General features: G+C 73.6%; 17 protein-coding genes. 14 read left to right on the top strand and 3 right to left on the bottom strand.

Annotated features, from left to right (window positions below; all coding sequences use genetic code 11):
* Window positions 1-2 precede the first annotated feature (2 nt).
* From ABD385_RS12700 to ABD385_RS12675, 6 genes are all read left to right on the top strand, one after another.
* Window positions 3-1010 carry a TauD/TfdA family dioxygenase gene (locus tag ABD385_RS12700; RefSeq protein WP_344575278.1) on the top strand — a complete coding sequence of 336 codons (1008 nt, stop codon included), beginning with the start codon at window positions 3-5 and terminating at the stop codon, window positions 1008-1010.
* On the top strand, window positions 1007-2092 hold the full coding sequence (sbnB, locus tag ABD385_RS12695) for a 2,3-diaminopropionate biosynthesis protein SbnB (protein ID WP_425585390.1): 1086 nt from the start codon (window positions 1007-1009) through the stop codon (window positions 2090-2092). Before ABD385_RS12700 ends, sbnB begins: the two co-directional genes overlap by 4 nt.
* A gap of 36 nt (window positions 2093-2128) precedes the next feature.
* A complete protein-coding gene (sbnA, locus tag ABD385_RS12690) occupies window positions 2129-3112 on the top strand; it encodes a 2,3-diaminopropionate biosynthesis protein SbnA (protein ID WP_344575277.1) in 984 nt (327 codons plus the stop codon).
* A 346-nt stretch (window positions 3113-3458) separates the two neighbouring features.
* Entirely contained in the window at window positions 3459-3896 is a 438-nt protein-coding gene (locus ABD385_RS12685) for a hypothetical protein (RefSeq protein WP_344575276.1), read from the top strand.
* Window positions 3897-4258: 362 nt separating this feature from the next.
* Entirely contained in the window at window positions 4259-4816 is a 558-nt protein-coding gene (locus ABD385_RS12680) for a DUF3291 domain-containing protein (RefSeq protein ID WP_344575275.1), read from the top strand.
* Window positions 4817-4959: 143 nt separating this feature from the next.
* Window positions 4960-7452 (top strand): excinuclease ABC subunit UvrA, encoded by a 2493-nt coding sequence (locus ABD385_RS12675; protein ID WP_344575274.1) that lies wholly within the window; start codon window positions 4960-4962, stop codon window positions 7450-7452.
* Between the two features lie 28 nt (window positions 7453-7480).
* Here the strand turns inward: ABD385_RS12675 and ABD385_RS12670 are convergent, their stop codons facing one another.
* A complete protein-coding gene (locus ABD385_RS12670) occupies window positions 7481-8962 on the bottom strand; it encodes an FAD-dependent monooxygenase (RefSeq protein ID WP_344575273.1) in 1482 nt (493 codons plus the stop codon).
* Between the two features lie 424 nt (window positions 8963-9386).
* Between ABD385_RS12670 and ABD385_RS12665 the strand changes: the two genes are divergently transcribed.
* The 8 genes from ABD385_RS12665 to ABD385_RS12630 all read left to right on the top strand — a co-directional run bounded on the left by ABD385_RS12665 (window position 9387) and on the right by ABD385_RS12630 (window position 19714).
* Window positions 9387-11000, top strand: coding sequence for an FAD-binding oxidoreductase (locus ABD385_RS12665; RefSeq protein ID WP_344575272.1), 1614 nt, complete (start codon window positions 9387-9389; stop codon window positions 10998-11000).
* Between the two features lie 67 nt (window positions 11001-11067).
* Window positions 11068-12003 (top strand): thiamine pyrophosphate-dependent dehydrogenase E1 component subunit alpha, encoded by a 936-nt coding sequence (locus ABD385_RS12660; protein WP_344575271.1) that lies wholly within the window; start codon window positions 11068-11070, stop codon window positions 12001-12003.
* 73 nt (window positions 12004-12076) lie between these two features.
* Window positions 12077-12307 carry an acyl carrier protein gene (locus tag ABD385_RS12655; protein WP_344575270.1) on the top strand — a complete coding sequence of 77 codons (231 nt, stop codon included), beginning with the start codon at window positions 12077-12079 and terminating at the stop codon, window positions 12305-12307.
* Complete coding sequence (locus tag ABD385_RS12650) at window positions 12304-14391, top strand: 2-oxo acid dehydrogenase subunit E2 (RefSeq protein ID WP_344575269.1); 2088 nt, start codon at window positions 12304-12306, stop codon at window positions 14389-14391. The genes ABD385_RS12655 and ABD385_RS12650 overlap by 4 nt, the downstream gene beginning before the upstream one ends.
* Window positions 14376-15380 carry a 3-oxoacyl-ACP synthase III family protein gene (locus ABD385_RS12645; protein ID WP_344575268.1) on the top strand — a complete coding sequence of 335 codons (1005 nt, stop codon included), beginning with the start codon at window positions 14376-14378 and terminating at the stop codon, window positions 15378-15380. The genes ABD385_RS12650 and ABD385_RS12645 overlap by 16 nt, the downstream gene beginning before the upstream one ends.
* Before the next feature lie 28 nt (window positions 15381-15408).
* On the top strand, window positions 15409-18267 hold the full coding sequence (locus ABD385_RS12640) for an alpha/beta fold hydrolase (RefSeq protein WP_344575267.1): 2859 nt from the start codon (window positions 15409-15411) through the stop codon (window positions 18265-18267).
* Window positions 18264-19157: an ABC transporter permease gene (locus ABD385_RS12635; RefSeq protein WP_344575266.1), complete on the top strand. Its 894-nt coding sequence runs from the start codon at window positions 18264-18266 to the stop codon at window positions 19155-19157. The genes ABD385_RS12640 and ABD385_RS12635 overlap by 4 nt, the downstream gene beginning before the upstream one ends.
* Before the next feature lie 65 nt (window positions 19158-19222).
* Window positions 19223-19714, top strand: a complete 492-nt coding sequence (locus ABD385_RS12630; RefSeq protein ID WP_344575265.1) for a hypothetical protein — start codon at window positions 19223-19225, stop codon at window positions 19712-19714.
* Window positions 19715-19783: 69 nt separating this feature from the next.
* Here ABD385_RS12630 and ABD385_RS12625 read toward each other — a convergent pair whose 3' ends face one another.
* Both ABD385_RS12625 and ABD385_RS12620 read right to left on the bottom strand, forming a co-directional pair.
* Window positions 19784-22183: a M28 family peptidase gene (locus ABD385_RS12625; RefSeq protein ID WP_344575264.1), complete on the bottom strand. Its 2400-nt coding sequence runs from the start codon at window positions 22181-22183 to the stop codon at window positions 19784-19786.
* Window positions 22164-24005: an AfsR/SARP family transcriptional regulator gene (locus ABD385_RS12620; RefSeq protein ID WP_344575263.1), complete on the bottom strand. Its 1842-nt coding sequence runs from the start codon at window positions 24003-24005 to the stop codon at window positions 22164-22166. The genes ABD385_RS12625 and ABD385_RS12620 overlap by 20 nt, the downstream gene beginning before the upstream one ends.
* Window positions 24006-24284: the final 279 nt, after the last annotated feature.

Here is a 24284-nt window from a genome sequence, read left to right as displayed (position 1 = left end):
CGATGTCTTCGTCACCACCGCAAGCCGCAGCGTACGAGGTGCCCGCCCGGCCCGGCAGGCCGCCGATGCTGTTGGCCGAGTCCGCCACCGACCCGGTGGTCTGGGTGGTGCAGCACCGCGAGGCGCTGCGTGCCACCGTCACCGAGCACGGCTCCGTCCTGGTACGCGGCCTGGGACTGCGCGACGCGGCCGGAGCCGCCGCGGCCTTCCGGGTGCTGTCCCCCCACCTGATGGCCGACAAGGAGAGTTTCGCGCCGCGCCAGACGTACGCGGTGGGGGTCTATTCCTCGTCGAAGTGGCCGCAGAACCAGCCGATGTGCATGCACCACGAACTCAGCTACGCCCTGGAACTGCCCGGCCTGATGCTCTTCGCCTGCCTGGACGCGCCCGACCACGGCGGGGTGACCGGGTTGGCGGACTCCGCGGCCGTCCTGGACGCACTCCCGCGCAGGTTGGTCAAGCGGTTCGAGCGACACGGTTGGCTGCTGACCCGCACCTACAACGACGAGATCGGCGCCTCCGTCGCCGAGGCCTTCGGCACCGATGACCGTGCCGCCGTGGAACGGTACTGCCGGGCCAACGCCATCGCGTTCGAGTGGCAGCCCGACGGCGGCCTGCGCACGCGCCAGCGGCGCAGTGCCGTCGTGCGCCACCCCGTCACCGGTCGCCGCTGCTGGTTCAACCAGATCGCCTTCCTCAACGAGTGGACGATCGCCCCCGAGATCCGCGAATACCTGGTGGACGTCTACGGCCCCGAGGGCCTGCCGTTCAACACCTTCTTCGGCAACGGCGACCCCATCGACGCCGACGTCGTCCAACTCCTGAACACCGTCTACGACAACCACACCGTGCGCGAGCCGTGGCAGGCCGGCGATCTGATGCTCGTGGACAACATCCGCACCGCGCACAGCAGGGAGCCCTTCGAAGGCTCACGCGAAGTCCTCGTCGCCATGACCGACCCGGTGCAGCTGTCCGACTGCTCTCCCACCATCGAGGTGACCATCAAGTGACCACCGCACGTACCACCAGCCCCCAGCAGCACGCCCCCACCGACAGGCCGGCGCCGCCTGCCGTGCCACCGTTCGCGGTGATCTCCGGAGCCCAGGTCCAGCACGCCCTGAAGGGACGCGAGCGAGAGATCGTCGACCTGGTCGAGGCCACCTACCGCCTGCACGGCGCCGGCCAGTCGGTCAACCCGCCCTCGTACTTCCTGCGCTTCCCCGACCGGCCCACCTCCCGCATCATCGCGCTGCCCGCCTCCCTCGGCGGCCAGTCACCGATCGACGGCCTGAAATGGATCTCCAGCTTCCCCACCAACGTGGCGAACGGCATCCCCCGGGCCTCGGCGGTACTGATCCTCAACGACCACCAGACCGGCTACCCGTTCGCCTGCCTGGAAAGCTCCATCATCAGCGCCACCAGGACCGCGGCGTCCGCGGCGCTCGCCGCCGACCGGCTCAGCCGCGGCCGACCGCGCCCCCGCAGCATCGGCTTCTTCGGCACCGGCCTGATCGCCCGCTACATCCACACCTTCCTGGCCGGCACCGGCTGGGAGTTCGACCAGATCGCCCTGCACGACCTGTCACCCGACAGCACCGCCGGATTCCGCAGCTACCTTCAACAGTCCGCCGGCAGCGCGCCGTCGATCACCGTGCACGACAGCGCCGAGGAACTGGTCCGCCGCAGTGAGCTGGTCGTCTTCGCCACCATCGCCGGCCGACCCCACGTCAACGACGCCTCCTGGTTCGACCACCACCCACTGGTCCTGCACATCTCCCTACGCGACCTCGACCCCGAGATCATCCTCAACTCGACCAACATCGTCGACGACGTCGAGCACTGCCTGAAGGCCGACACCTCACCCCACCTGGCCGAACAGCAGTCCGGTGGACGGGACTTCCTCACCGGCACCCTTGACGACGTACTGACCGGCCGGGTGACGGTACCGGCAGACCAGACCGTGGTGTTCTCACCGTTCGGACTGGGGGTGCTGGACCTCGCGGTCGGCAAGCACGTCTACGACCAGGCAGCCCGCTCGGGCCAGTTGCACGTCGTCGACGACTTCTTCCACGAACTACGCCGCCACGGCTGAACGGCCAGAAGCACTGCCACCGACCCAAGGGGCATCATGACCATCATCTCCGTCCCCACGGAATTCAACGAAGAGGACCTGTACGTCGACCTGCGACCGATCGTCCAGCACCCCCTCTACCTCAAGTGCGAGGGCTTCAACTTCGCCGGCTCCATCAAACTCAAGGCAGCCACCGAAATGGTCGAGGCCGCCGAATGGATCGGCGTCCTCAAACCCGGATCCATCCTCGTCGAGTCCTCCTCCGGAAACCTCGGCGCGGCCCTGAGCCTCATAGCCGCCAGCAAGGGCTACGGCTTCGTGTGCGTGACCGACTCCCGATGCAACCTGTCCGCACGACGTTTCATGGAGGCGATGGGCAGCCAGGTGCACATCATCTCCGAACCGGCGGCCGACGGGGGGCTGCTCGGCGCCCGCATCGCCCACGTCCAGGAACTCTGCGCGTCCGACGACCGGTACGTGTGGCTCAACCAGTACACCAACACCGACAACTGGAAGGCCCACTACCGCACCACCGCACCGGCCATCGCCCGCCGCTTCCCCCAACTGGACGTCCTGTTCGTCGGAGCCGGCACCACCGGAACCCTCATGGGCTGCGCCCGCTACTTCCGCACGCTGCACCGGCAGGTGCGGATCGTCGCGGTCGACAGCGCGGGCTCCGTGACCTTCGGCGGCAGCCCGGGCCGACGCATGATCCCCGGCCTGGGCACCAGCGTCCGCCCCGCGCTCTTGGACGAGTCCTTCGTGCACGAGGTGGTCCACGTCGAGGAACCGGACACCATCAGAGCCTGCCACCGCCTGGCCAGACGCGGATTCCTCTTCGGCGGCTCCACCGGCACAGTGGTCAGCGGGGCCACCCAGTGGCTGAGCCAGCACGGAGACCGATCCCTCACCGCCGTGGCCATCGCACCGGACCTCGGCGAGCGCTACCTCGACACCATCTACCAGACCAACTGGCTACACGACCTGTACGGCGAGGACGTGCTCAACCCCGACGCACTCGCCACGGACCTGACGGCCTGACGCCGCGTCCACGCGCCTCGCCGCCGTTCGTCACCACGGACTGCTCCGCGCGCAGTCCGACGACCCGCCCCCGCTCTCGGCGTCTCCCTCCCATGACCACCAGCGGTGCCGCACGGCACTGCCATGGAGCTGACGCCGGAGCCGGTCGGGCACCCGCCCGACGAGCGCAACGGACTCAAGGGGCGACCGCTCGACCCGCAGACAAGCAGACCAAGCCGAGAAGACGATGAGGAGCGGGACCTGACGGTCGGTGGCGCGCGTCGCCCCTGCGTGCCTGACGCTATGTCATATAGCGCTGTGAGTAACCGAATTCGTCCTCGGCCGCCACCCCGGGAAGTGATGCCGCATGAGCCGCCGTTGTACGACGATCGACCGTGCCGCCCGGGTGGTGGCGGCGGCGCTGTGCCTCGCCATCGCCTGGGTGCACGTAGAGGACCAGGGCGGAATCCCCGGTGACGAGACCCCGGGCTACATCGCCATCGCCTACTACCTTCTGGAAGGCGGCAGCGTCGTCTGCGCCGGGCTGCTACTCGCCGGATTGCGCACCGGTCGGTATGCAGACGTGTGGCTGTTCGCCTCATGGATCGCGAACGGCCCGCTACTGGGAAACGCCCTCGCACGGATCCCCGACATCCCGGATTACGGCACCGACGACAGCTACTGGACCGATCCCCCGGGAGTCGAAAGCATCGTCGCCGAAGTCTTCCTGCTCGTGCTCTCCCTCACGATGACGCTCCGGGCATCGCAGCCCCGTCCGCTCCCGTCCCGACCGGACTCGGCCTGACCGGACTCCGCAGCCGGGTCGGACTCCGCAGCCGGGCCGGGCACCCGGGCGGGGCAACGCCCGCAGGCATGCCCACGACCTGCAACCCGTCGCCGTGTCGCACGGGCAGGCAGCGCCACCGCCCGATTTCCCGGAAGGACCTGTGCAAGAGGCCACTTGGACGGGGAAATCGCAACTTCGACATGGCTCGCGGAGGCAGCTACCTTCACCTGGTCTTCGGTGGTCGACCACGGTCGCACAGGGGGTTCGTTGAGGTGGGGCCACTCGCGACGGGTGACTCGGTCACGCCCCACGGACCCTCGCCCCGATGCGTAGGCCACCGAACGGGTCCACACCAGGCACCCACCACCAGGGAGAGACGCATGCCCCATCTTGCTCTGTACACGTTCGGCGTCCTGAAGTCACCGCTCGCCGATCCCACACCTCTCACCCACGAGTTCTACGACATCGGTGAGGCCGTCTACCGGAAGATCAGCCAGCACCCCGGATACCTCGCGCGTGCCGAGGCGGCAGACGGCGACCGGGGCACGCTCTTCGACGCGGACTGGGGTGCATGGGGAGAGTTCGCCGTACCGACCTGGTACGGCAAGGGCCGCACGCGGGAGACCACCGCGCTGGCCGCGACCCTCTCACTCTGGACCGACCTGAGCTCAGCCTTCGACGCCATCTACACCGGCCTGCACCGTACGGCGCTGAACAGGCGTTACGACTGGTTCGAGAAGGCGGGCAACGCGAATTACGTGTTCTGGTGGGTCTCCGACGGCGTGATACCCACCTGGCAGGACGGGGTTGCCAGGCTGGAGCACCTCCACGACCACGGCTCCGCGCCGCACGCCTTCACCTTCCACCACGCCTTCGCCCCGGACGGAACTCCGACCAGGACCAAAGGCATCGGGCCGAAGAGCGACCAGGTTCGCTGACAAGGAAGCCTGAACGGGCGCAGGCGCTGGGCCACGTAGCATGGGCGACTCATTCGGGGGCGGTGAGGGGGCGCCGCGCGGGAGTGGTCCGGAAGCCGGTGAGCCCGCCCCCACTGTCAACGGCACCAGGGGAGAGTACAGGCATGACCGGTCCGGTACGGGACGCCGAGAGCATCGAGGTCGTGGGGGCACGGACGAACAACCTGCGGGACGTGGCACTGAGCATCCCCAAGGGGAAGGTCGTCGCGTTCACAGGGGTGAGCGGCAGCGGGAAGACCTCGTTGGCCATCGACACCCTGCACAACGAGGCCCAACTGCGGTACCTGGAGGGGCTGTCGCCGTTCGTGCGGCAGTACATCACCCAGCGCAACCGTCCGAAGGTGGACCGGATCCTGGGACTGGGCGCGACGCTCGCGGTCGACCAGCGGCGGCTCAACCGCAACCCGCGGTCCACGGTCGCCACCATCACCGGGATCGACGGACACCTGGGGTTGCTGTACTCGCGGCTCCCGGGCCTTGCGGCGGGGGCGGAGGACCGCTACGGGAACCTCACGACGGCGCACTTCGACCGGCACTCGCCGGAGGGGCACTGCGCCGCCTGCCACGGCGTGGGCGGCCGGTGGCAGGCCCAGGAGGACCTGATCATCACCGACCCCGGACTGCCGCTGTTCGAGGGCGCCTCGCCCTGGTACGCGAAGTGGCGGTCCGGGGAGCACGCCTTCGTGCCGGCGCTCGCCGAGAAGCGGGGCGTGGACCTGGGCCTTCCGTGGCAGTCGCTGCCCGAGGAGTTCCGGCACGCCGTGCTGTACGGCACCGGGGACGAGAAGATCGAGGCGACGGTCGACATGCCCAACAAGAACGAGTCCGCCTCCTGGACGTACACCTCCAGCCAGCCGCTGCGCGGCGCGCTCGCGGAGGTGGAGCGGGTCTTCGCCAACGCCGGTACGCCCAGCGCCAAGCAGCGGTACCTGCCGTACATGCGCAAGGCGCCGTGCGGGACCTGCGGGGGCAGCGGCTACGACGAGGTGGCCCGGACGGTGGTGCTCGGCGGCATGGCCTACCCCGAACTCCTCGACGTGGACGTGCGGGTGGTGTGCGGCTGGGCGGAGTCCGTCCTGGACGAACTGGGGGACGGGCAGCGCGCGGTGGGCGAGCCGCTGCTCCAGGACCTCGGGCGGCGGCTCGGACTGCTGGACCGGCTCGGCCTCGCCCACCTCCAGCTGTCCCGCAACGCGGTGTCGCTGTCCGGCGGCGAACTCCAGCGGACCCGGCTCGCCGCGCAGCTGAGCACCGAACTCAGCGGCATCATCTTCGTCCTGGACGAACCGGGTACCGGCCTGCACCCTGCGGACAAGACCCACCTGCTCGACATCGCCCTGGACCTGCGGGCGGCCGGGAACACCGTGCTGCTGGTCGAACACGACCCGGAGCTGATCGCCCGGGCCGACTGGGTCGTCGACATGGGGCCGGGCGCGGGCCGCCTGGGCGGTGCGGTGCTGGTCTCCGGCACGCCCTCCGACGTCGCCGCGCACCCGCAGTCGCTCACCGGCCGCTACCTCGCGGGCGACGGGCCGCGGGTCCGGCGCGCCCGCCGCTCGGCCGGGGCGGACCGTACCGCCTGGCTGGAGCTGCACGGGCTGTCCGCGCACAACGTGACGGCGGACCGGGTGCGGTTCCCGGTCGGCCGGCTGACGTGTCTGACCGGGGTGAGCGGCAGTGGCAAGAGCAGTCTGCTCAGTGCACTCGGCGCCGGGGTGGAGGCCGCACTGGCCGGCACGCCCGCCGAGTCCGTGCAGCGGGTGACCGGAGCCGGGGCGTTCAGCTGGGTCGCGGTGGTCGACCAGGACCCGCTGGGCCGCACCCCGCGGTCCAACCCGGCGACCTACAGCAAGGCGTTCGACATCGTGCGCAAGCTGTTCGCCGACACCGACACGGCCCGGGACCGCGGGATCAACGCCTCGTGGTTCTCCTTCAACACCGCGGGCGGCGGCCGCTGCGAGACCTGCACCGGCTACGGCCGCAAGCTGGTCGACATGCACTTCCTGCCGGACGTGTGGGTGGTCTGCGACGACTGCCAGGGCCGGCGCTACAAGCCGGAGGCCCTGGAGATCACCTACCAGGGGCTGACCATCGACGCGGTGCTGGACCTGACCGTCGCCGAGGCCGTGGAACGCTTCCCCGCGCCCCGGCAGCTGGCCGAGACGCTGGTGGCGCTGGAACGGGTCGGTCTGGGCTACCTCCAACTGGGCCAGAGCGCGACGGAGTTGTCCGGCGGCGAGGCGCAGCGGCTCAAGCTCGCCACGGCGATCCAGCGCGGGGCGGCGGGCCGCAAGGCCGGTCTGGTCGTCCTCGACGAGCCGGTCTCGGGGCTGCACCCGTCCGACATCCAGCGCATGGTCGACGCGTTCGACGTGCTGCTGGACTCGGGCAACACCGTCGTCGTCGCCGAACACGACATCCCGGTGGCGGCGTCCGCGGACTGGGTGATCGACCTGGGCCCGGGCGCCGGGCCGGACGGCGGCGCGGTGGTGGCCGAGGGCACACCGGACGACATCGCCGCCGCCGACACCCCGACCGCCGGGTTCTTCCGCCGGTACGCGGCGGGACTGCCGCTGCTCGGCGAGCAGGTGCGGTAGGCCGGGGCGGGGGCGCCCGCCGCGGTCGTCAGCGGGGGACCGGGTCCGGTTCCCCGCACCAGCGGCGCAGCGCCTCCGCCAGCCCGTCGTCCGGGGTGCCGCCCGTCCAGGCGACGTAGCCGTCCGGGCGGATCAGGGTGTACGGCGGCCAGGCACGGCCCAGCGGCTCGGCGAGCACACCGCTGCGCAGCCGCCCGGACCAGCCGGCGCAGACGGCGGGCGGCGGCGCGCCGGGGCCGGCCAGGACGAAGCAGCCGTCGTGGAAGAGTTCGTGGAGCCGGGTCGCCGCACCGTCCGCACCGGCCAGCGGGCGGTCGGGCACCCGCCGGCCCGCCCACCGGCCGCCTCCGCCGGACGGGTAGCGCAGGTTGAGTCCGGACAGGTGCTCCAGGTTGATCCGGTGCACCGGCCCGATCCGCATCGACGCCATCACGGCCTTGCGCAGCAGGCGCGCCACCAGTCCGTCGGAGGTCTCGAAGCGGAAGGACAGATCGGTCTTGCGCAGGGTCTCCGCGGCGATCGGGTACCGCTCGGCCTCGTAGCTGTCGAGCAGCGCGTCCGGGGCCCGGCCGGCCAGGACGTCCCGCAGTTTCCAGCCGAGGTTGAAGGCGTCCTGGATGCCGGTCTGCAGGCCCTGCCCCCCGGAGGGGATGTGGGTGTGCGCGGCGTCGCCGGCCAGCAGCACCCGGCCCACCCGGTACCGCTTGGCGTGCCGCTGCGAGCTGCGGAACCGCGACAGCCACAGCGGGTCGTGCAGGCCGATGTCGGTGCCGAGGATGGCCGTGCAGCTCTCGCTGAGGTCCGCGAGCGTCAGCGGCTGGTCCGCGGGCAGGGTGAACTTCTCGCGGTCGAGCACGATGACCCGGTAGGTGCCGTCGCGGAACGGGAAGAGCGCCGCCATACCGCGTCGGGTGATCCGGGCGTACTCGGCCGGTCCGGGAGGGTTGCCCACCCGGGCGTCGGCCATCATCAGGGACTGCTCGTAGTTCCAGCCGTCGAAATCCACGCCGATCGCGTCGCGCACCGTGCTGTTGACCCCGTCGCAGCCGACCACGTACGCGGCGCGCAGGGTCTCCGGGCCGTCCGGGCCGGTCACCTCCAGCGCCACACCCGCCTCGTCCTGGCGCAGGCCGGTCACCTCCAGCCCGGTGCGGATCGCCGCGCCCGCCTTGTCCGCGGCGATCCGCAGCGCCTCCTCGGTCTTCGCCTGCGGGATCGACAGGCTGAACGGGAAGGGGGTGTCCAGCAGCCCGTAGTCCAGGAAGCCGCCCTCGTTGCCCAGGGGCGGGTGGCGGCACTCCCTGCCCCGGTCCAGCACGTCGCCGGACCGGCCCCGCATGTCGAGGAGTTCCAGCGTGCGGGGCTCGACGGTGCAGGCGCGGGAGAGCGTGCTGGGCCGGGTGCGCTTGTCGACCACGCAGCAGGAGACGCCGAAGCCGGCCAGTTCCGCCGCGAGCGCGAGGCCGGTGGGGCCGGCGCCGACGATGAGCACCTGCGGGGAGGGCGGCATCTGCTGTCTCCTTCGGATCGGCGTGGGCCGGGCGCGCGGCGGGCGGCGGGGCGGCGGAAGCGGGGACGGGCACGGCGGGGAACGGCTCCCGGTGCCCGGCGGGCGGACGCGGTCACGGGCCGGTTCCGGCGGGGCGCCGACCAGTTAAGGGGCCGCGTCCCGCGGCCCGCAAGCGGGGGAGATCGAGATGAGAGGGCCCGGAGAGCGGGCGCCCGCGCGGTGATACCGATTCGTGAACGGCGGTGAGAACAGCGGAAGTTAGCGTGACGACCGGCGAGGCCGAGCCCGTTTCGTCCGGCCCGCGGATCCGGTCCGTCCAGCACCGCGGGACGGCGGTCGCGGACGGCGGGGCGGCCGGGCGACGGCCCCGCGCCCGGGTGGCCGTGCCGCGCAAACCACCGTCAGCAGCGAGGAGTCGCCACAGATGTCTGGAATGAAGCGCCGGGAACTCCTGACCCGGGCCGCGTTCGCCGGGGCCGGCCTGGTGGCGGGGGACGTGCTCGCCGGTGCGCCGGCCGCGGCCGCCACCCGCGTGGCGGAGGCCGGGTGCCCGCCGCCGTTCGGCTCGGTCACCGTCAAGCCCGGCGATCCCCGCTACCAGAGCTTTCTGCGCGGCCACAACACCCGCTTCACCGGCCGGCCCGACCAGGTGACCGTCGCGGGGTCAGCGGAGCAGGTCGCCGAGGCGCTGGGGCGGCTCGTCGCGGCCGGCCGGCGCGTCGCGGTCCGCTCCGGCGGCCACTGCATGGAGGACTTCACGGCCTCCTCCGACATCAAGGAACTCATCGACCTCTCGCAGCTGCGCAACGTCTACTTCGACGCGTCCCGGACCGCCTTCGCGGTGGAGCCGGGGGCGCTGGTGGCCGCGACGCAGGGGACGCTCTTCAAGGGCTGGGGCGTGATGATCCCGTCCGCCGGCTGCGCGGAGGTGGGCCTGGGCGGGCACATACTCGGCGGCGGCTACAACTTCTACTCGCGCATGCACGGGCTCGCCGTCGACCACCTCTACGCCGTCGAGGTGGTCGTGGTGGGCGCGGACGGCGAGCCCCGCACGATCCTCGCCACGTGCGAGGCCGGCGACCCGAACCGGGACCTGTGGTGGGCGCACACCGGCGGTGGCGGCGGGAACTTCGGCGTCGTCACGCGCTACTGGTTCCGCACGCCGGGGGCGACCTCCACCGACCCCAGCCGGCTCTTGCCGAGGGCCGGGAACCAGAAGGTGCGGACGGTGGCGTGGTCGTGGGACGCGCTGTCTCCGGCGGCGTTCACCACCCTTCTGCGCAACTACTGCCGGTGGTTCGAGGCCAACAGCGCCCCCGGCGCGAAGGAGAGCCAGATATGGGCGACCTTCTCCGCTTCGCACCGGGTGGCCGGCACGATCAACCTGATGGCCGGGGTCGAGGACTCCGTGGAGGGCGGCGAAGCCCTGCTCGACCGGCTGTTCGCCGACGTGACCGCCGGCGCCGGCGTCAAGGCCGCCTCGGACGTCCGGTACGACCTGCCCTGGTTGGACTGGGACAACTGGTACCGGGACGCACCGGGGCGCCAGAAGAACAAGACCGCCGACCTGCGGAAGAGCTACACCGACGAGCAGTTCGCGACGATCTACCGCTACCTCAACGACGACTCCGTCAGCGACCCCGCGGTCCAGGTGAACCTCGCCGCACTGGGCGGGAAGATCAACTCCGTGGCGGCGGGCGCGACCGCCGCGGTGCACCGGGACTCGATCCTGCGCGTGTACTTCACCGCCGGCTTCTGGAAGACCCCGGCGGAGGACGCCGCCCGCATGGGATGGGTGCAGCGGCTCTACCGGGACGTCTACCGCGCGACCGGAGGCGTCCCGGTGCCCGACGCCGTCAACGCCGGCGCGTACATCAACTACCCGGACACCGATCTCGCCGACCCCGAGTGGAACTCCTCCCAGACCCCCTGGCACACGCTGTACTACGGCGCGAACTACGCGCGGCTACAGCAGGTCAAGAAGCGCTACGACCCGCGCGGGGTGTTCCGCCACGCGCTGTCCGTCCGGCCCGCCTGATGCGGCCCCCCCGGCCCGGCAACCCGCCGGCGCGCCGGCCCGCCCGTCCACCAGGAGGCGTGAGGTCTTGACCGCAGGGACAGCTAGACCGGTCCGCGCGCCGGACGCCGCGGACCTCGAATCGCTGGTGGCCATCCGCCACTTCGAGCTGCTGCTGCTCCGGCTGTTCTCCGAGGGCAGGCTGAACGGGACCACCCACACCTGCCTGGGCCAGGAGTACATCCCGGTGGCCTTGGCGCCGCTGCTGGCCGACGACTTCGTACTGAGCAACCACCGCGGCCACGGCCACTACCTCGCGCGGTTCCGCGACCCGGCCGGCCTCCTCGCGGAGATCATGGGGCGGGCCGGGGCGGTCTGCTCGGGCGTCGGCGGCAGCCAGCACCTCCGCCGGGAGCGGTTCTTGTCCACCGGCGTCCAGGGGCAGAGCCTGCCGGTCGCGGTGGGGATGGGGCTGCACTGCAAACGGACGGGGGACGGACGCCTGGTGGCCGTCCACACCGGCGACGGGACCTGGGGCGAGGGCGCGGTGTACGAGGCGCTCAACATGGCGGCGCTGTGGCGGGTGCCGGTACTGGTCGTGGTCGAGCACAACGGCATCGCCCAGTCCACCCCGACCCACCTGCAGATGGCCGGCTCCCTGCGCGACCGGGCCGCCGCGTTCGGCATCGACTTCCTGGAGGTCACCGGCCACGACGTGCCGGAGATCCGGGCGCGGCTCGCACCGGTGGTCCGCCGGGTCCGGGAGGAACACCGCCCGACGGTCGTGCAGTTCACCACCCGCCGGCTGGGCCCGCACAGCAAGGGCGACGACACCCGCGACGGCGAAGAGGTCGCGGCGCTGTGGGCCGCCGACTGGCACCAGGAGCTCACCGCGCGGCTCGGCGCGCCGTTCCGGGAACTCGACGCACGGGTCCGCGCGGAGATCGAGCGGGTGGCCCGGGAGGTCGAGGCGCGGCCGCCGGCCACGTGGACGGCCGGCGCCGGGGCGCCGGCGGATCCGTGATCCCCCGGCCGAGCGGCCGATTCACCGTGGCCGGGCCCGCGACCGGGCTCACCGAGACGAGGGTGGGGTACCCATGAACACCTTGACCGACCTGGTGGCCGCCGTCCTCCAGGTGCCCGCCGACGAGGTCACCGACGACACCGGCGCGGCGACCACGGCGGCCTGGACCAGCCTGCGGCACGTCCAGATCGTGGCCCGCGTGGAACAGACCTATGGGCTGCGGCTCACCGCGCGCGAGGCCCGCGCCTGCCGCTCCGTCCGCACCCTGCGGGACGTGCTGGCGGGGAAGGACGTGACGCCGTGACGGCCCCCGCGCCGCGGGTCGTCGAGGGCCTCAACCGAGCCCTGCACCGCCTCTTCGACGAGCGGCCCCGCCTCCACCTGCTCGGCGAGGACGTGCTCGATCCGTACGGCGGCGCGTTCAAGGTCACCAAGGGGCTCTCGACCCGCTACCCGGAGCGGGTGCTGACCACCCCGCTGAGCGAGGCGGGCATCGCCGGTGTCGCGGGCGGACTCGCGCTGGCCGGCGACGAGGCGGTGGTGGAGATGATGTTCGGCGACTTCGCCGCGCTCGCCTTCGACCAGGTGCTGAACCTGCTCTCCAAGTCGGTGACCATGTACGGCGAGCGGGTGCCGATGCCGGTCGTGGTCCGCTGCCCGGTGGGCGGCAACCGTGGGTACGGCCCCACCCACAGCCAGAGCGTGCAGAAGCACTTCCTGGGCATCCCCAACCTCGCGCTGTACGAGACCACGCCCTTCCACGACCCGTTCGCGCTGCTGTCGCACGGGCTGGACCACGGGCCCGCGATGCTCTTCGAGGACAAGGTCCTCTACACCCGGCGGCTCTACCGGGACGGCGCGGTGGACGAGCACCACCGGTTCGCGCTCCTGGACGGGCCGACCGGATGGGCCCACGTCAGCCCGGTGGACGGCGCTCCGCCCGAGGTGCTGCTGCTGTGCCCCGGCGGGGTCGCCCACCGGGCGCTGGACGCCGCCCACCTGCTACGCCGGCGAGGCCTGGCCACCCACCTCCTGGTGCCCGGGCGGCTGTACCCGCTCGCCATCGACCCGGTCCTGCCGCTGATCGAGCGCGCGCGGCTGGTCGTGGTGGCCGAGGAGAGCACCGAAGGCGGCACCTGGGGCGCCGAGGTGGCCACCCGGATACACCAGCGGGCCTGGGCCGCCTTGCGCGCACCGGTGCTCACGCTGTCCTCCGCCGACTCCGTGGTGCCCACCGCGCCGCACCTGGAGGCCCGGGTGCTGCTGGGGGCCGAGCGGATCGCGGACGCGGTCGCCGGCGCGCTTCCGGGCGCGCCCCCCGAGGCGGCAGCGCCCACCGGGACCGTGTCCGCCGATACCGCGCCCGCCGGGGTTCCGGTCGCCGCGCCCAAGCTCAACAACAACGACGCCGCCTACCTGGTGCTCCAGTGGCTCGTCGAGGACGGCGGGTACGCCGAGGAGGGCGCTCCGCTGGTCGAGCTGGAAACCTCCAAGGCCGTCGAGGAGATCCCCGCACCGGCGTCCGGCCACGTCCGCACCAAGGTGGCCGCGGGCAGCGAGGTCGGGGTCGGGCAGGTCCTGGCCGAACTGCTGCCCACCCCGCCGCCGGCCGGCCCGCCGCCCGGCGGCCCCCCGGCCGTCCGCCCGGCGCCCGTCACCGCGCCGCCGGCCCGCCGTACGCACCTGCTGGACCGTGTCCAGCAGGGCACCGCGGCCGTCGTCACCCGGGCCCACCGCGAGGTGCCCGCCGCGTTCACCGCGGTCGAGGTCGCGGTGGACGTGGCCCTCGGCCGGCTGCGCGCCCTGACCGAGGAGACCGGGGCCGAGACCGGCCTGCCGGAAGCCGTGGTGAAGGCGGTCGCCGCGGCTCAGCCCGCCTTCCCGCACTTCTTCGGCACCCTCGTGGACGAGCGGACCGTCGAACTGGCCGACACCGTGGACCTGGCGGTGACCCTGGACGCCGGGAACGGCCTCTACACCCCGGTGCTGCGGGACTGCGCGAGCCGCCCGATCACCGAACTCGCCGACGACCTCATGGAGTTCCGGCTGAAGGCGCTGCGCGGCGAGTTCACCGGCACCGACCTCTCCGGCGGCTCGCTCACCGTGTCCCTGAACGCCGAACCCGGCGTCCTGCTCGTCCAGCCGATCGTGATGTGGCCGCAGCTGTGCATGGTCTCGGTCGGCGGCCCGCGCACCCGCTTCGTACCAGCGGACGGCGGGCCCGCCCCCGCCACGCTGGTCACCCTGGGACTCGCCTACGACCACCGGGTGGTCAACGGACGCGAGGCGGTGGCGTTCCTGCGCACCGTCGCGGACTCGCTGAGCGACCCCGAACAACTCGGCAAACTGATCGACCGGCCTGAGGAGCGCCAGTGGACTACGGACTGACCGCCTTCGGCGTGGCCACCGGCGAGGAGGTCGCGGTGCGGGACGTCGTGACGGAGTACACCGAGGACGTCGAACGCGTCCTGGGCTACGGCTACGACCGGGTGCACCGGGCCCTGCCGGAGGTGAGCGTCACCGATCTCGCCGTCGAGGCGGGCGCCCGGGCCCTGGAGAACGTCCCGCTCCGGGACGTGGACCTGGTGGTCCTGGCCCTCACGGACCTGGCCGACTACCTCTACTGGGACGCCGCCGCCCGGGTGCAGCGGGCCCTGGGACTGAGCCGGGCCGAGGCGGTGCTGGTGGACCAGGGCTGCATCGGCGGGGTCACCGCGCTGGACACCGTCGCGGGCCGCTTCGCCACCCACCCCGACTACGACGTGGCGCTGGTGATCGGCGCCAACCGCACCGTCGAGGCGTACTGGAACCGCCTGGACACCCACTCGCTGCTGTTCTCCGACGGGGCCGTCGCGGCGGTCGCGGTGCGCGGCGCTCCCGCGCTGCGCTGGCGGGCCTCCTACGCGGAGACGGATGGCCGGTACGCCGACTTCTTCCGCATGGACGTCGGCGGCGGCCGGCGGCCGTTCGCCCCCGGTACCGGGACGCCCGCGGTGCGGGACGCCTGGGACGTCGTCGAGCAGTTCGACCACGACGCCGACCGGGTCGCCGCCTACGCCGAGGAGATCGACGAGCGCACCGCCCGCGCCGTGCACCGGGCCTGCCGGTACGCCGGGTGCGCGGAGGAGGACCTGGCGCGGCTGGTGTTGCTGAACGACAACGCCCGGACGCTGGCCGCGCAGGCCGAGCTGGTCGGGGTGCCGCTGGAGCGGACCAACGCGCGCCTGGCGGCCCGGCACGGGCACTTCGGCGCGGCCGACCACCTCTTCTGCCTGGCCGGGATGGACGCGGCGGGCGAGCTGGCGCCCGGGGACCTGGTGGCGCTGGCGGCCAACGGCCGGGGGATGCACTGGGCGTGCGCGATCGTCCAGCGCTGACCGGCGGCCGCCCGGAGCGGCCGACGGCGTGATCCGAAGCGTTCCGACCGACAGCGACCGACGGGTGGCGGTGGACCAGATGCGTGCGCACAAGACGACCCGGACGAGCAACGAACGGCGGCCACCGTTGCCGCGGCGGGCCCGGCGCCGTGCCGCGGTCCTGGTCCTCGTCCTCCTGGCGGCCGGCGCGGCGGCCTGGGCGTCGGCCGGCGGCACCCCGCGGATCCGGGTCGAGGAACACCTCTACCGGCTGCCCGAACGGCCCGGTTCGGCCGCGCGGATCAGCCTCGACACCAGCCTCTACCTGCCCGCCCGCACCCCCGCGCCGGCGATCCTGCTCAGTCCCGGGTTCGCCGCCGACAAGGAGAACGTGGACGAGCAGGCCCGGGAGTTCGCCGCCGACGGCTTCGTCGTCCAGACCTTCTCGCCCCGCGGCTTCGGGCGCAGCACCGGCCGCATCGGACTCAACGACCCCGACCGGGAGGTCGCCGACGCCCGGTACCTGCTCGACCGGCTGGCCGGCCGTCCCGAGGTCCGACGGGACGGCCCCCGGGACCCCAGGGTGGCGGTGGTCGGCGCGTCCTACGGCGGTGCCCTGTCGCTGCTGCTGGCCGGCACCGACCGCCGGGTGGACGCCGTGGTGCCCATCGCGACCTACCACGACCTCGCCGCGAGCCTGGTCCCCAACGCCGGCCGGGGACAGGCCGCCACCGCCCCGACCCCCGCCGCCGGGACGGCCGGCACCGGCGCCCCCGGCGTGCTGAAGACCGGCTGGTCGGGGCTGTTCTTCTCGGCCGGTCTGGACAGCCGGCTGACCTCCGGGCCCGGGGCGCGCGTGGGCACCGGGCGGACGCCGGACCGGAGCGCGGTGTGCGGCCGCTTCACCGACGAGGTCTGCCGGGCCTACACCGACCTCGTCACCCACGGCACCATGAGCCCGGCCACCGCCCGGCTGCTGCACCGGGTCTCACCCGCCTCGGTCGCGGGCGCGATCACCGCACCGACGCTGCTCGTCCAGGGCGAACAGGACACCCTCTTCGGGCTCGACCAGGCCGACGCGACCGCCCGCCGGATCGCCGCCGCGGGTGGACCCGTCCAAGTGGTGTGGTTCGCGGGCGGCCACGACGGGAGCATGCCCGGCAGCGGACTGCGGGCCCGGATCGCGCGCTGGCTGGAGCACCGGCTGACCGGGACCGGCACCGACCCGTTCGGCGCGTTCGAGTACGACGTGCAGGGCGCCCTCCGTCCGGAAGGCGCGGAGTCGGTCCGCACCGTGCGGGCCGGGGCCTACCCGGGGCTGGCCCACGACCGGACGGCGCGCCGGGAACTCGCCCTGACCGGTACCGAGCAGGTGATCGCCAAACCGCCGGGCGCCCTGCCCGCCGCGCTGAGCGGCGTCCCCGGTCTCAACGGCCTGCTGGGCGACGCGGCCCGGCTGTTGCCGGCGGAGAGCACCGACCCGCCCGGGCAGTCGGCGCGGTTCACCGCGCCCCGGCTGGACTCCCAGCTGCTGGTCACCGGTTCGGCCACGGTCCGGCTGCGGGTGCGGGCGGTGGGGGAGCCCGGCGACGGCGTGCTGTTCGCCAAGCTGTACGACGTCGGGCCGGACGGCGGCACGGCCCTGCCCGGCGGCGCGGTGGCCCCGATCCGGCTGGCCGGACTGCCGCGGGACGGGACACCGGTCGAGGTGGCGGTGGTCCTGCCCGCGGTCGTCCACCCCGTCGAGTCCGGCCACGCGCTGCGACTGGTCGTCGGCACCACCGACCAGGGGTTCCAGTCGCGCACCACCGAACCCGCGGTCTACCGGGTCGCCGTCGCCGGACCGCTGTCGGTGCCGGCGGTGTCCGCCGAGGCGCCCCCGTCCACCTGGCCGGTGGCCCAACTCGCCGGTATCGCCGGAGCGGTGGCCGCCACCGGGATGCTCGTGGCGCTGCTCGCGTACCGGCACCGGCGGGCCCGCGGCGGCGCCGACCCGGCCCTGCGGGACACCCCCCTGGTCGTCGACGGCCTGACCCGGACGCTGCCGGACGGCTCGACACCCGTGGACGGGGTCTCCTTCCGCGTCGAACGGGGCCAGGTCTTCGGCCTGCTCGGGCCCAACGGCGCCGGCAAGACCACCACCCTGCGGATGCTGATGGGGCTGATCACACCTGCCGCCGGCGGCATCCGGGTGTTCGGGCACCGGATCGCGCCCGGCGCGCCGGTGCTCTCCCGCGTCGGCTGCTTCGTCGAGGGCGCCGGCTTCCAGCCGCACCTGTCCGGGCGGACGAACCTCCGGCTGTACTGGGCGGCCACCGGGCGCCCGGCCGAACAGGCCCGCCAGGCCGAGGCGCTGGAGATCGCCGGGCTCGGCACGGCCCTGGACCGTCCGGTCGGCACCTACAGCCAGGGCATGCGGCAGCGCCTCGCGATCGCCCAGGCCATGCTGGGCCTGCCGGACCTGCTCGTCCTCGACGAACCGGCCAACGGGCTCGACCCGCCGCAGATCCGCCAACTGCGCGGAGTGCTACGGCGCTACGCGGAGACCGGGCGCACCGTCCTGGTCTCCAGCCATCTGCTCGCCGAGGTCGAACAGACCTGCACCCACATCGCCATCATGCGCCGCGGCCGGCTGCTGGCCAGCGGACCGGTCGGCGAACTGGCCGCCGGCACCGGTGAGTTCAGCTTCACCGTGGACCGGCCGGAGGCCGCCGCACAAGCCCTGCGGGCGCTGCCCGGCGTCGCCTCGGTGGAGATCGGCGACGACGTGGTCCGCGCCGCACTGACCGGAACCGGGGCCGGAGAGGCCGTGGCGGCACTGGTCGGCGCGGGCGTCTCGGTACGGCGCGCGGTGCCGCACCGGGGCCTGGAGGACGCGTTCCTGCACCTGGTCGGGGAGGCCCGATGACACCGCCGGACGCCCCCGCGGCGGTGCGCGGTACAGGACCGGATCCGGCCACCGGCGCCGCGCCCGGCTACCGCGCCGCGCGGACCCTGCGCTTCGGAGTCGAACTCCGCCGGCAGCTGCTGCGCCGGCGGACCCTGGTGCTGGCCGCCTGCTCCGTGCTGCTGCCGGTCCTCCTGCTGGTCTCGCTCCGCATCGGCCACCCCACGCAGACCGCCACCACCGTGGACTACGAGGTCCTCGCCGCCAAGAGCGCCCCGAACTTCGTGATGTACGTGCTCTTCGTCGCCGGCAGCTATCTGAACGCGGTGTTCACGGCGGTGCTGATGGCCGACAGCATCGCCGGCGAGGCCGCCCACGCCGGGCTGAAGTACCTGCTGGCGATTCCCGTGCCGAGGCTGCGCCTGCTGTGGCGCAAGGCCGTGGTCTCGGGCCTGCTGACCGCCGCAGTGGTCTCGCTCGGACCGCTGGCGGCGGTGGTGCTCGGCACGGTGTGGCTGGGCACCGGCGACCTGATGACGCCGAGCGGGTACACCCTGCCGTTCGGCCAGGGACTGTCCCTGCTGGCGACGGCCCAGCTCTACGCCGTCCTCCAGCTGGTCTGGCTCGGCGGGCTGGCGCTGCTGCTCTCGGTCTCCACCGACGCGCCGCTGGCCGCCGTCGGCTGCACCGTACTGGCCTCCACGGCCGCCCAGATCCTCGACCAGGTCTCCGCCCTCGGCGCACTGCGCGATGTGCTGCCGAGCCACCACACCTGGGCCTGGATGGAGCTGCTGTCCAGCGATCCCGGGTGGTCCTCGGTGGTCCACGGGGTGCTGGTCTCGACGGTGTACGCGTGCGGCTTCGGCGTACTGGCGGCCCACCGCTTCGCCCGCAAGGACATCACCAGCTGACCTCCCGGCGGCCCCGCCGCCCCGCCCCTGACCCCTCACGTGACCGGACAGATCGGAGCGAATCCATGACCCGTCATCGCATCCCCCGCCTCCTGGCCGCCGCGGCGGCGCTGCTCTGCGCCGCCGGGACGCTCACGTCCTGTGCCACGGCATCTCCCGCCGACGCCGCCCCCGCCGCCGACACCCCCGCCTGCAAGCTGTTCCGCCCCATCTCGCACGCCGTCGGCCTGGGCGAACCCTCCGTCAGCACCGTCAGCGCGGACGGCTGCACCGCCTACGGCGCCGAGTACGGCACCCTCACCCTCAGCCTGGACGACCGGCCGCTCGCCGCCGCCTCCCGCGGCGACGGCAAGCGCACCGAGATGGAGGTCGGCGGCCGGCACGCGGTGATGCTGATGGGCGCCATCAACGGTGTCTGCAAGATCTTCCTGGAGAGCGACGACCGGTCCAGTGTCGAACTGCGGCTGGGCCGCACGACGGCGATGACCCCTCAGGTCTGCGCCGCCCTGAAACCGGTGGCCGACAAGGTGGCCGGGCGGCTGCCCGCCGCCGGATAGCGGGCGCGGGAGCGCCGGGGCCCGGCCGCCGATCCGCGGCCGGGCCCCGGCGCTCCCGTCCCGGTGCGCTCACTCCAGCCGGCGGCGGGTGGCGACCAGCGTCGCCTCGCCGATCGCGGCCACTCCCAGGGCCGGCGGGCGCGGACCGGCCGGCCGCGCCGCCGCCCGGTCGGGCAGCCCCGGGGTACGGTCGAGGGCCCGTACCGTCACCGGCCCCGGTGCCAGGTCCAGGACCACCTCCGCCCCGCCGGCCGGCACCTGACGGAGCCACAGCTCCCACGGCGCGCCGCCGGGCGGCCCGGCCTCGCGCTGCGCGGGGATCCCGGTCACGGCGTAGCCGCGCACCGGCGCCCCGGTGACGATCAGGACCAGTTCCCGCGCGCCGCGCCGCGAGGCGGCGGCGATCCGTACCCGCCGCCCGCCGGTGCCGCGGTCGGCGACCACCGTGGTGGTGACCCGGGGCGCGGCGAGGGGGAAGGCGGTGGCCGGTCCTCGCCGGACCGGGACCCGCCAGCCCGGCCAGAGGTCGTCGACCGGCGCCGGTCCGGCCGCCGCGGGCACGTACCGCTCGCTCCAGGCGTCCGGCGGGGACCCGCTCAGCCAGTGGGCTCGCCGACTGTCCGCGTCGAGCAGGTACAGCACGTCCCCGCGCGCCGGACGGGCCCCGGCGGGCGGGAGCACCGCGGTGGACCCGAGGACGGCGAGCGCCAGGACGGCGGCCGCGACCGGGACGGCCCTGGCGACGGACCGGGGAACGGCCGTTCCGAGGGCCGGCAGCAGCGGCGTCGTCAGCGCGGCGACCGCCACCGGCCCGGCGATCAGCCCGAGGCCCAGCGCCGCCGTCAGCAGCGGCACGAGCGGGACGACGAGCAGCCCGAGCGGCAGCACGCCCAGGGCCGCGGCCGTGATCCGGCCCGCCGCGGTGGTGCCGGCGCGGCAGGTCAGGACCGCGGTGGCCAGCACGAACCCCAGCGCAGGCCAGGTGAACACATGGCTGCCGCCGGGCAGGAGCACCGCCGCGACGCACGCCAGCCCGGTCCACAGCGCGACCGCGCCCGCCACCTGGTGCCGGGCGGCCACCCGGCGCCGCGCGAGGAGGGCGAGCGCGCCGCCGAGCGCGAGGGTCAGCAGCAGGAAGCCGGCGAGCGCCGGGCCGTGGTCGGCGGTGTCGTAGTAGCGGGCGAACTGCGGGTCCCCGGACGCGGTGAGCGGTGCCAGGGCGAAGGCGGCGCCGGCGGCGAGCAGCGGGTGGCACGCGGCCAGCAGCAGCCCGCCGGCGGTGCCCCGCCAGGTCACCGCGTTCCGGGCGCGCAGCCGGAGGAGCAGCGCCAGGCCGAGTGCGGCCACCGCCAGGGCCAGCGGCAGTGCCGCGGCCACCGGGTAGGTCACGAACCACCCGGCGGCCGAGAAGTAGACGGCGTCCCCGGGCGGTGGGTGCGACAGGTCGGCCGCGCCCAGCGCCCGGGCCAGGGCGAGGGCCTGCTCACCCTGGTGCTGCACGGTGCGCGGGTCCACGTGCCCGGGGGTGTCGTCCGGCCCGTGGTACACGGTGTAGCCGTCCAGGTAGGCCAGGTTGAGCCCGGGGTGGCCGGCCTCCTTGAACACCGTGAAGTCGGTGAGGTTGGGCATGTAGCGGTAGGCGGCGTTGAGCAGGGAACTGGTGCGCGCGTCCGGGGCGTTGGCGACCAGAGCGTCTACCAGCCAGGCCGCGTCGCGCCCGGTCTCGAACATCAGGCTCGGCCCGTGGCTGCCCCGGGCCTCGAAGTTCAGCACCACCGCGTCGCGCGGGAAGGCGGCGGGGGAGTCCACCAGGGCCCGGGAGCCGAGCAGTCCGCTCTCCTCGGCGTCGGTGAAGACCAGCAGCACGTCGTTGCGGGGCGGCGGCCCGGACCGCAGCGCCCGCGCCGTCTCCAGGAGTACCGACACCGGTACGCCGGCGTCGTTGGCGCCCGGACCGGCCTCGGTGGAGTCGTAGTGGGTGACCAGCGCGACCGGTCGGGTGCCGGCCGTGCCGGGGATTCGGGCGACGACGTTGTGCAGCCCCAGGTTGGCGAAGCGAGCGTCGGCTCCGGTGGGGGAGAGGTCGGGGATGTGGGTGACCGCGGCCCCGGACCGAACCCGGGCCTCGATGCCCAGGGCCTGCAGGGTGCGGACGAGGTACGCGCGGGTGCGGGCGTGCGCGGCCGATCCGCTGGGGCGCGGCTCGGTGGCGATCGCGCGGAGGTGCTCGGCGGCCCGGGCGGCGGAGAACGCGCCGGCGGGCGCGGCCGGACCGCGGGCCGGCGGCAGCCGGCCGCTCCACGCGGTCAGCAGTACGCACAACGCGGCGAGGGCGAGGGCGGCGGCCGGGAACACCCACCGCGGACCGGTGGCCGCGGCGGGGGCCAGGACCCGGCGCCGGGCGGCCGGGCGGCGGGGGGCAGGGGTCCGCGCCCCCCGCTCCCCGGCGTCAGACCGCGCGGGTGCCATGGACCGTCGGTTCCTCGCTCGGCCGGTACGGCCCGGTGGCCGCCTTCCGCCGGCGCAGGGCGGCGGCGATCCGCTCGACCACGTCCTGGCCCGCCGCGGAGCCCAGTTCGGCGTCGGCCCGGTGCCGGGCGTAGACCCGGACCAGCGGGTTGAACGCGTAGTTGGGGCCGCTGGTGACGTCGCCCGGGGCGACCGTCAGCACATGCTGGTGGACCAGGACGTCGAGCAGACGCTGGGTGTCCTCACCGGGCTGGTCGGTGATGGTGGACGCCACCCATTCGGGGATGTACTCCAGCTCGCACAGGCTCAGCCGGAGCCAGAGGCGGTGGCTGGCCGGGGAAAGCCGGGCCGCGGACGAGGCCAGCCGCGCCCCGACGTCGAGGGAGCCGACGGAGAGTTCGGCGATACGATTCTGCTCGTCGGTGAGGCGGTCCACGAAGCCCTTCAGACCGGCCGTCGGACGGGACCGCAGCCGCACGCCCGCGGCCCGGATCGCCAGCGGGAGGTGCCCGCAGAGCCGGACGATCCGCTGGGCGCTGTCGCACTCCGCGAAGACCCGCTCGACGCCCACCACCGAGGCCAGCAGGTCCAGGGCCTCCTCGGTGGCCAGGCCGTCGAGGCGGTACTCGCTCAGGCAGGGGATCTCCAGCAGACTGGTCCGGCTGGTGCACAGCACCGCGCTCCCGCCGCTGGGCAGCAGCGCCTCGTAGCGGGTGGTGTCGGAGACGTCGTCGAGGACGATCAGCAGCCGTTTGCTGGCGGTGAGGGAGCGGAACAGCGCCGCCCGGGCCGCCAGGCCGGCCGGGATCCGCTCCTCCGGCACGCCCAGCGAGTCGAGGAAGCCGCGCAGCACCTCCTGGGGCGGTACCGGATCGGTGGTGCCGTGCAGGTCGGCGTAGAGCTGCCCGTCGGGGAAGTGCCGCTGGAGGGCGTGGCCGGCGTGTACGACGAGGGCGGTCTTGCCGGTGCCGCCGCAGCCGGTCAGCGCGGCCACGCGCGGTCCGCCGTCGCCGCACAGGTCCCGTTCGAGCTGCCGCAGCAGCTCGCCGCGCCCGGTGAAGTCCATGATGGCGGCGGGCAGTTGCTCGGGTACCTGGCCGGGCCGCCGGTCGCGGTGGCGGACGGAGGAGGGCGTCACGGTCGCGCCGGCGAGGATCTGCTGGTGGAGTTCCTGGAGCCGGGCGCCGGGCTCCAGGCCGAGCCGGTTGATGAGCGTCAGGCGGCTGTTGCGATAGACCGCGAGCGCCTCGGCGCGGCGCTGGGAGAGGTAGAGCGCGGTCATCAGCTGGGCGCACAGCCGCTCGCGCATCGGGTACTCGGCCACCAACGGCTTGAGTTCGCTGATCAGTTCCGCGTGGTGGCCCAGGGCGAGCCCGACGTCCAGCCACTCCTCCAGTACGGAGAAGCGGCGCTCCTCCCAGTGCGCGGCGACCGCGTGGGTCAGCGGACTGGAGAGGTCCGCCAGCGGCTGGCCCCGGAACAGCGCGAGCGCGCCGCGGTAGGCGGCGGTGGCGCTCTCCAGGTCGCCGGCCGCGACCAGGGCGCGGGCCTGCCGCACCATCTTCTCGAAGGCGAGGGCGTCGAGGTCGTCCTCGGCCAGCCGGATGCGGTAGCCGCCCTGTTCGGTCTCGATGAGGTCCACCGGGGCGCCGGCCGCGGCGAAGGCGTTGCGCAGCCGCCAGACGCAGGTCTGGATCTGCTTGTCCGCGGTGGCCGGCGGGGCGGAGCGCCACACCGCGTCGATCAGCGAGCTGACCGGCACGGTCTTGTTGGCGTTGAGCAGCAGCACGGCGAGGGTGGTCAGTTGGCGGTTCCTGCCCACGCGGACTGGCTTGCCGTGAATAGTCACCTGGAGCGGTCCGAGGATGCGGAAGAAGAGATCACGGCCGGTGTCCCCGTGATTCCCGTCAAAGTGTCCGGAGCCCAAGGGTAAATACGGTCTGGCTGGCAACTAATCCTCCAGGAACCGGAGAAATATGCGACTGGCACGGAACTTTAGAAGTATTGCGAGCATCGTGTCCATACCCCGGCTTGGGGCCCGCGAGGTTCTCGCAACACCCGTGCTTGACCCGTTCATTACATGGGTAGGGTCGTCTGTGCT

The sequence above is a fragment of the Streptomyces lunalinharesii genome (assembly GCF_039532155.1).
Taxonomy (GTDB): domain Bacteria; phylum Actinomycetota; class Actinomycetes; order Streptomycetales; family Streptomycetaceae; genus Streptomyces; species Streptomyces lunalinharesii.
This window is presented reverse-complemented; position numbering and strand designations above follow the sequence as displayed.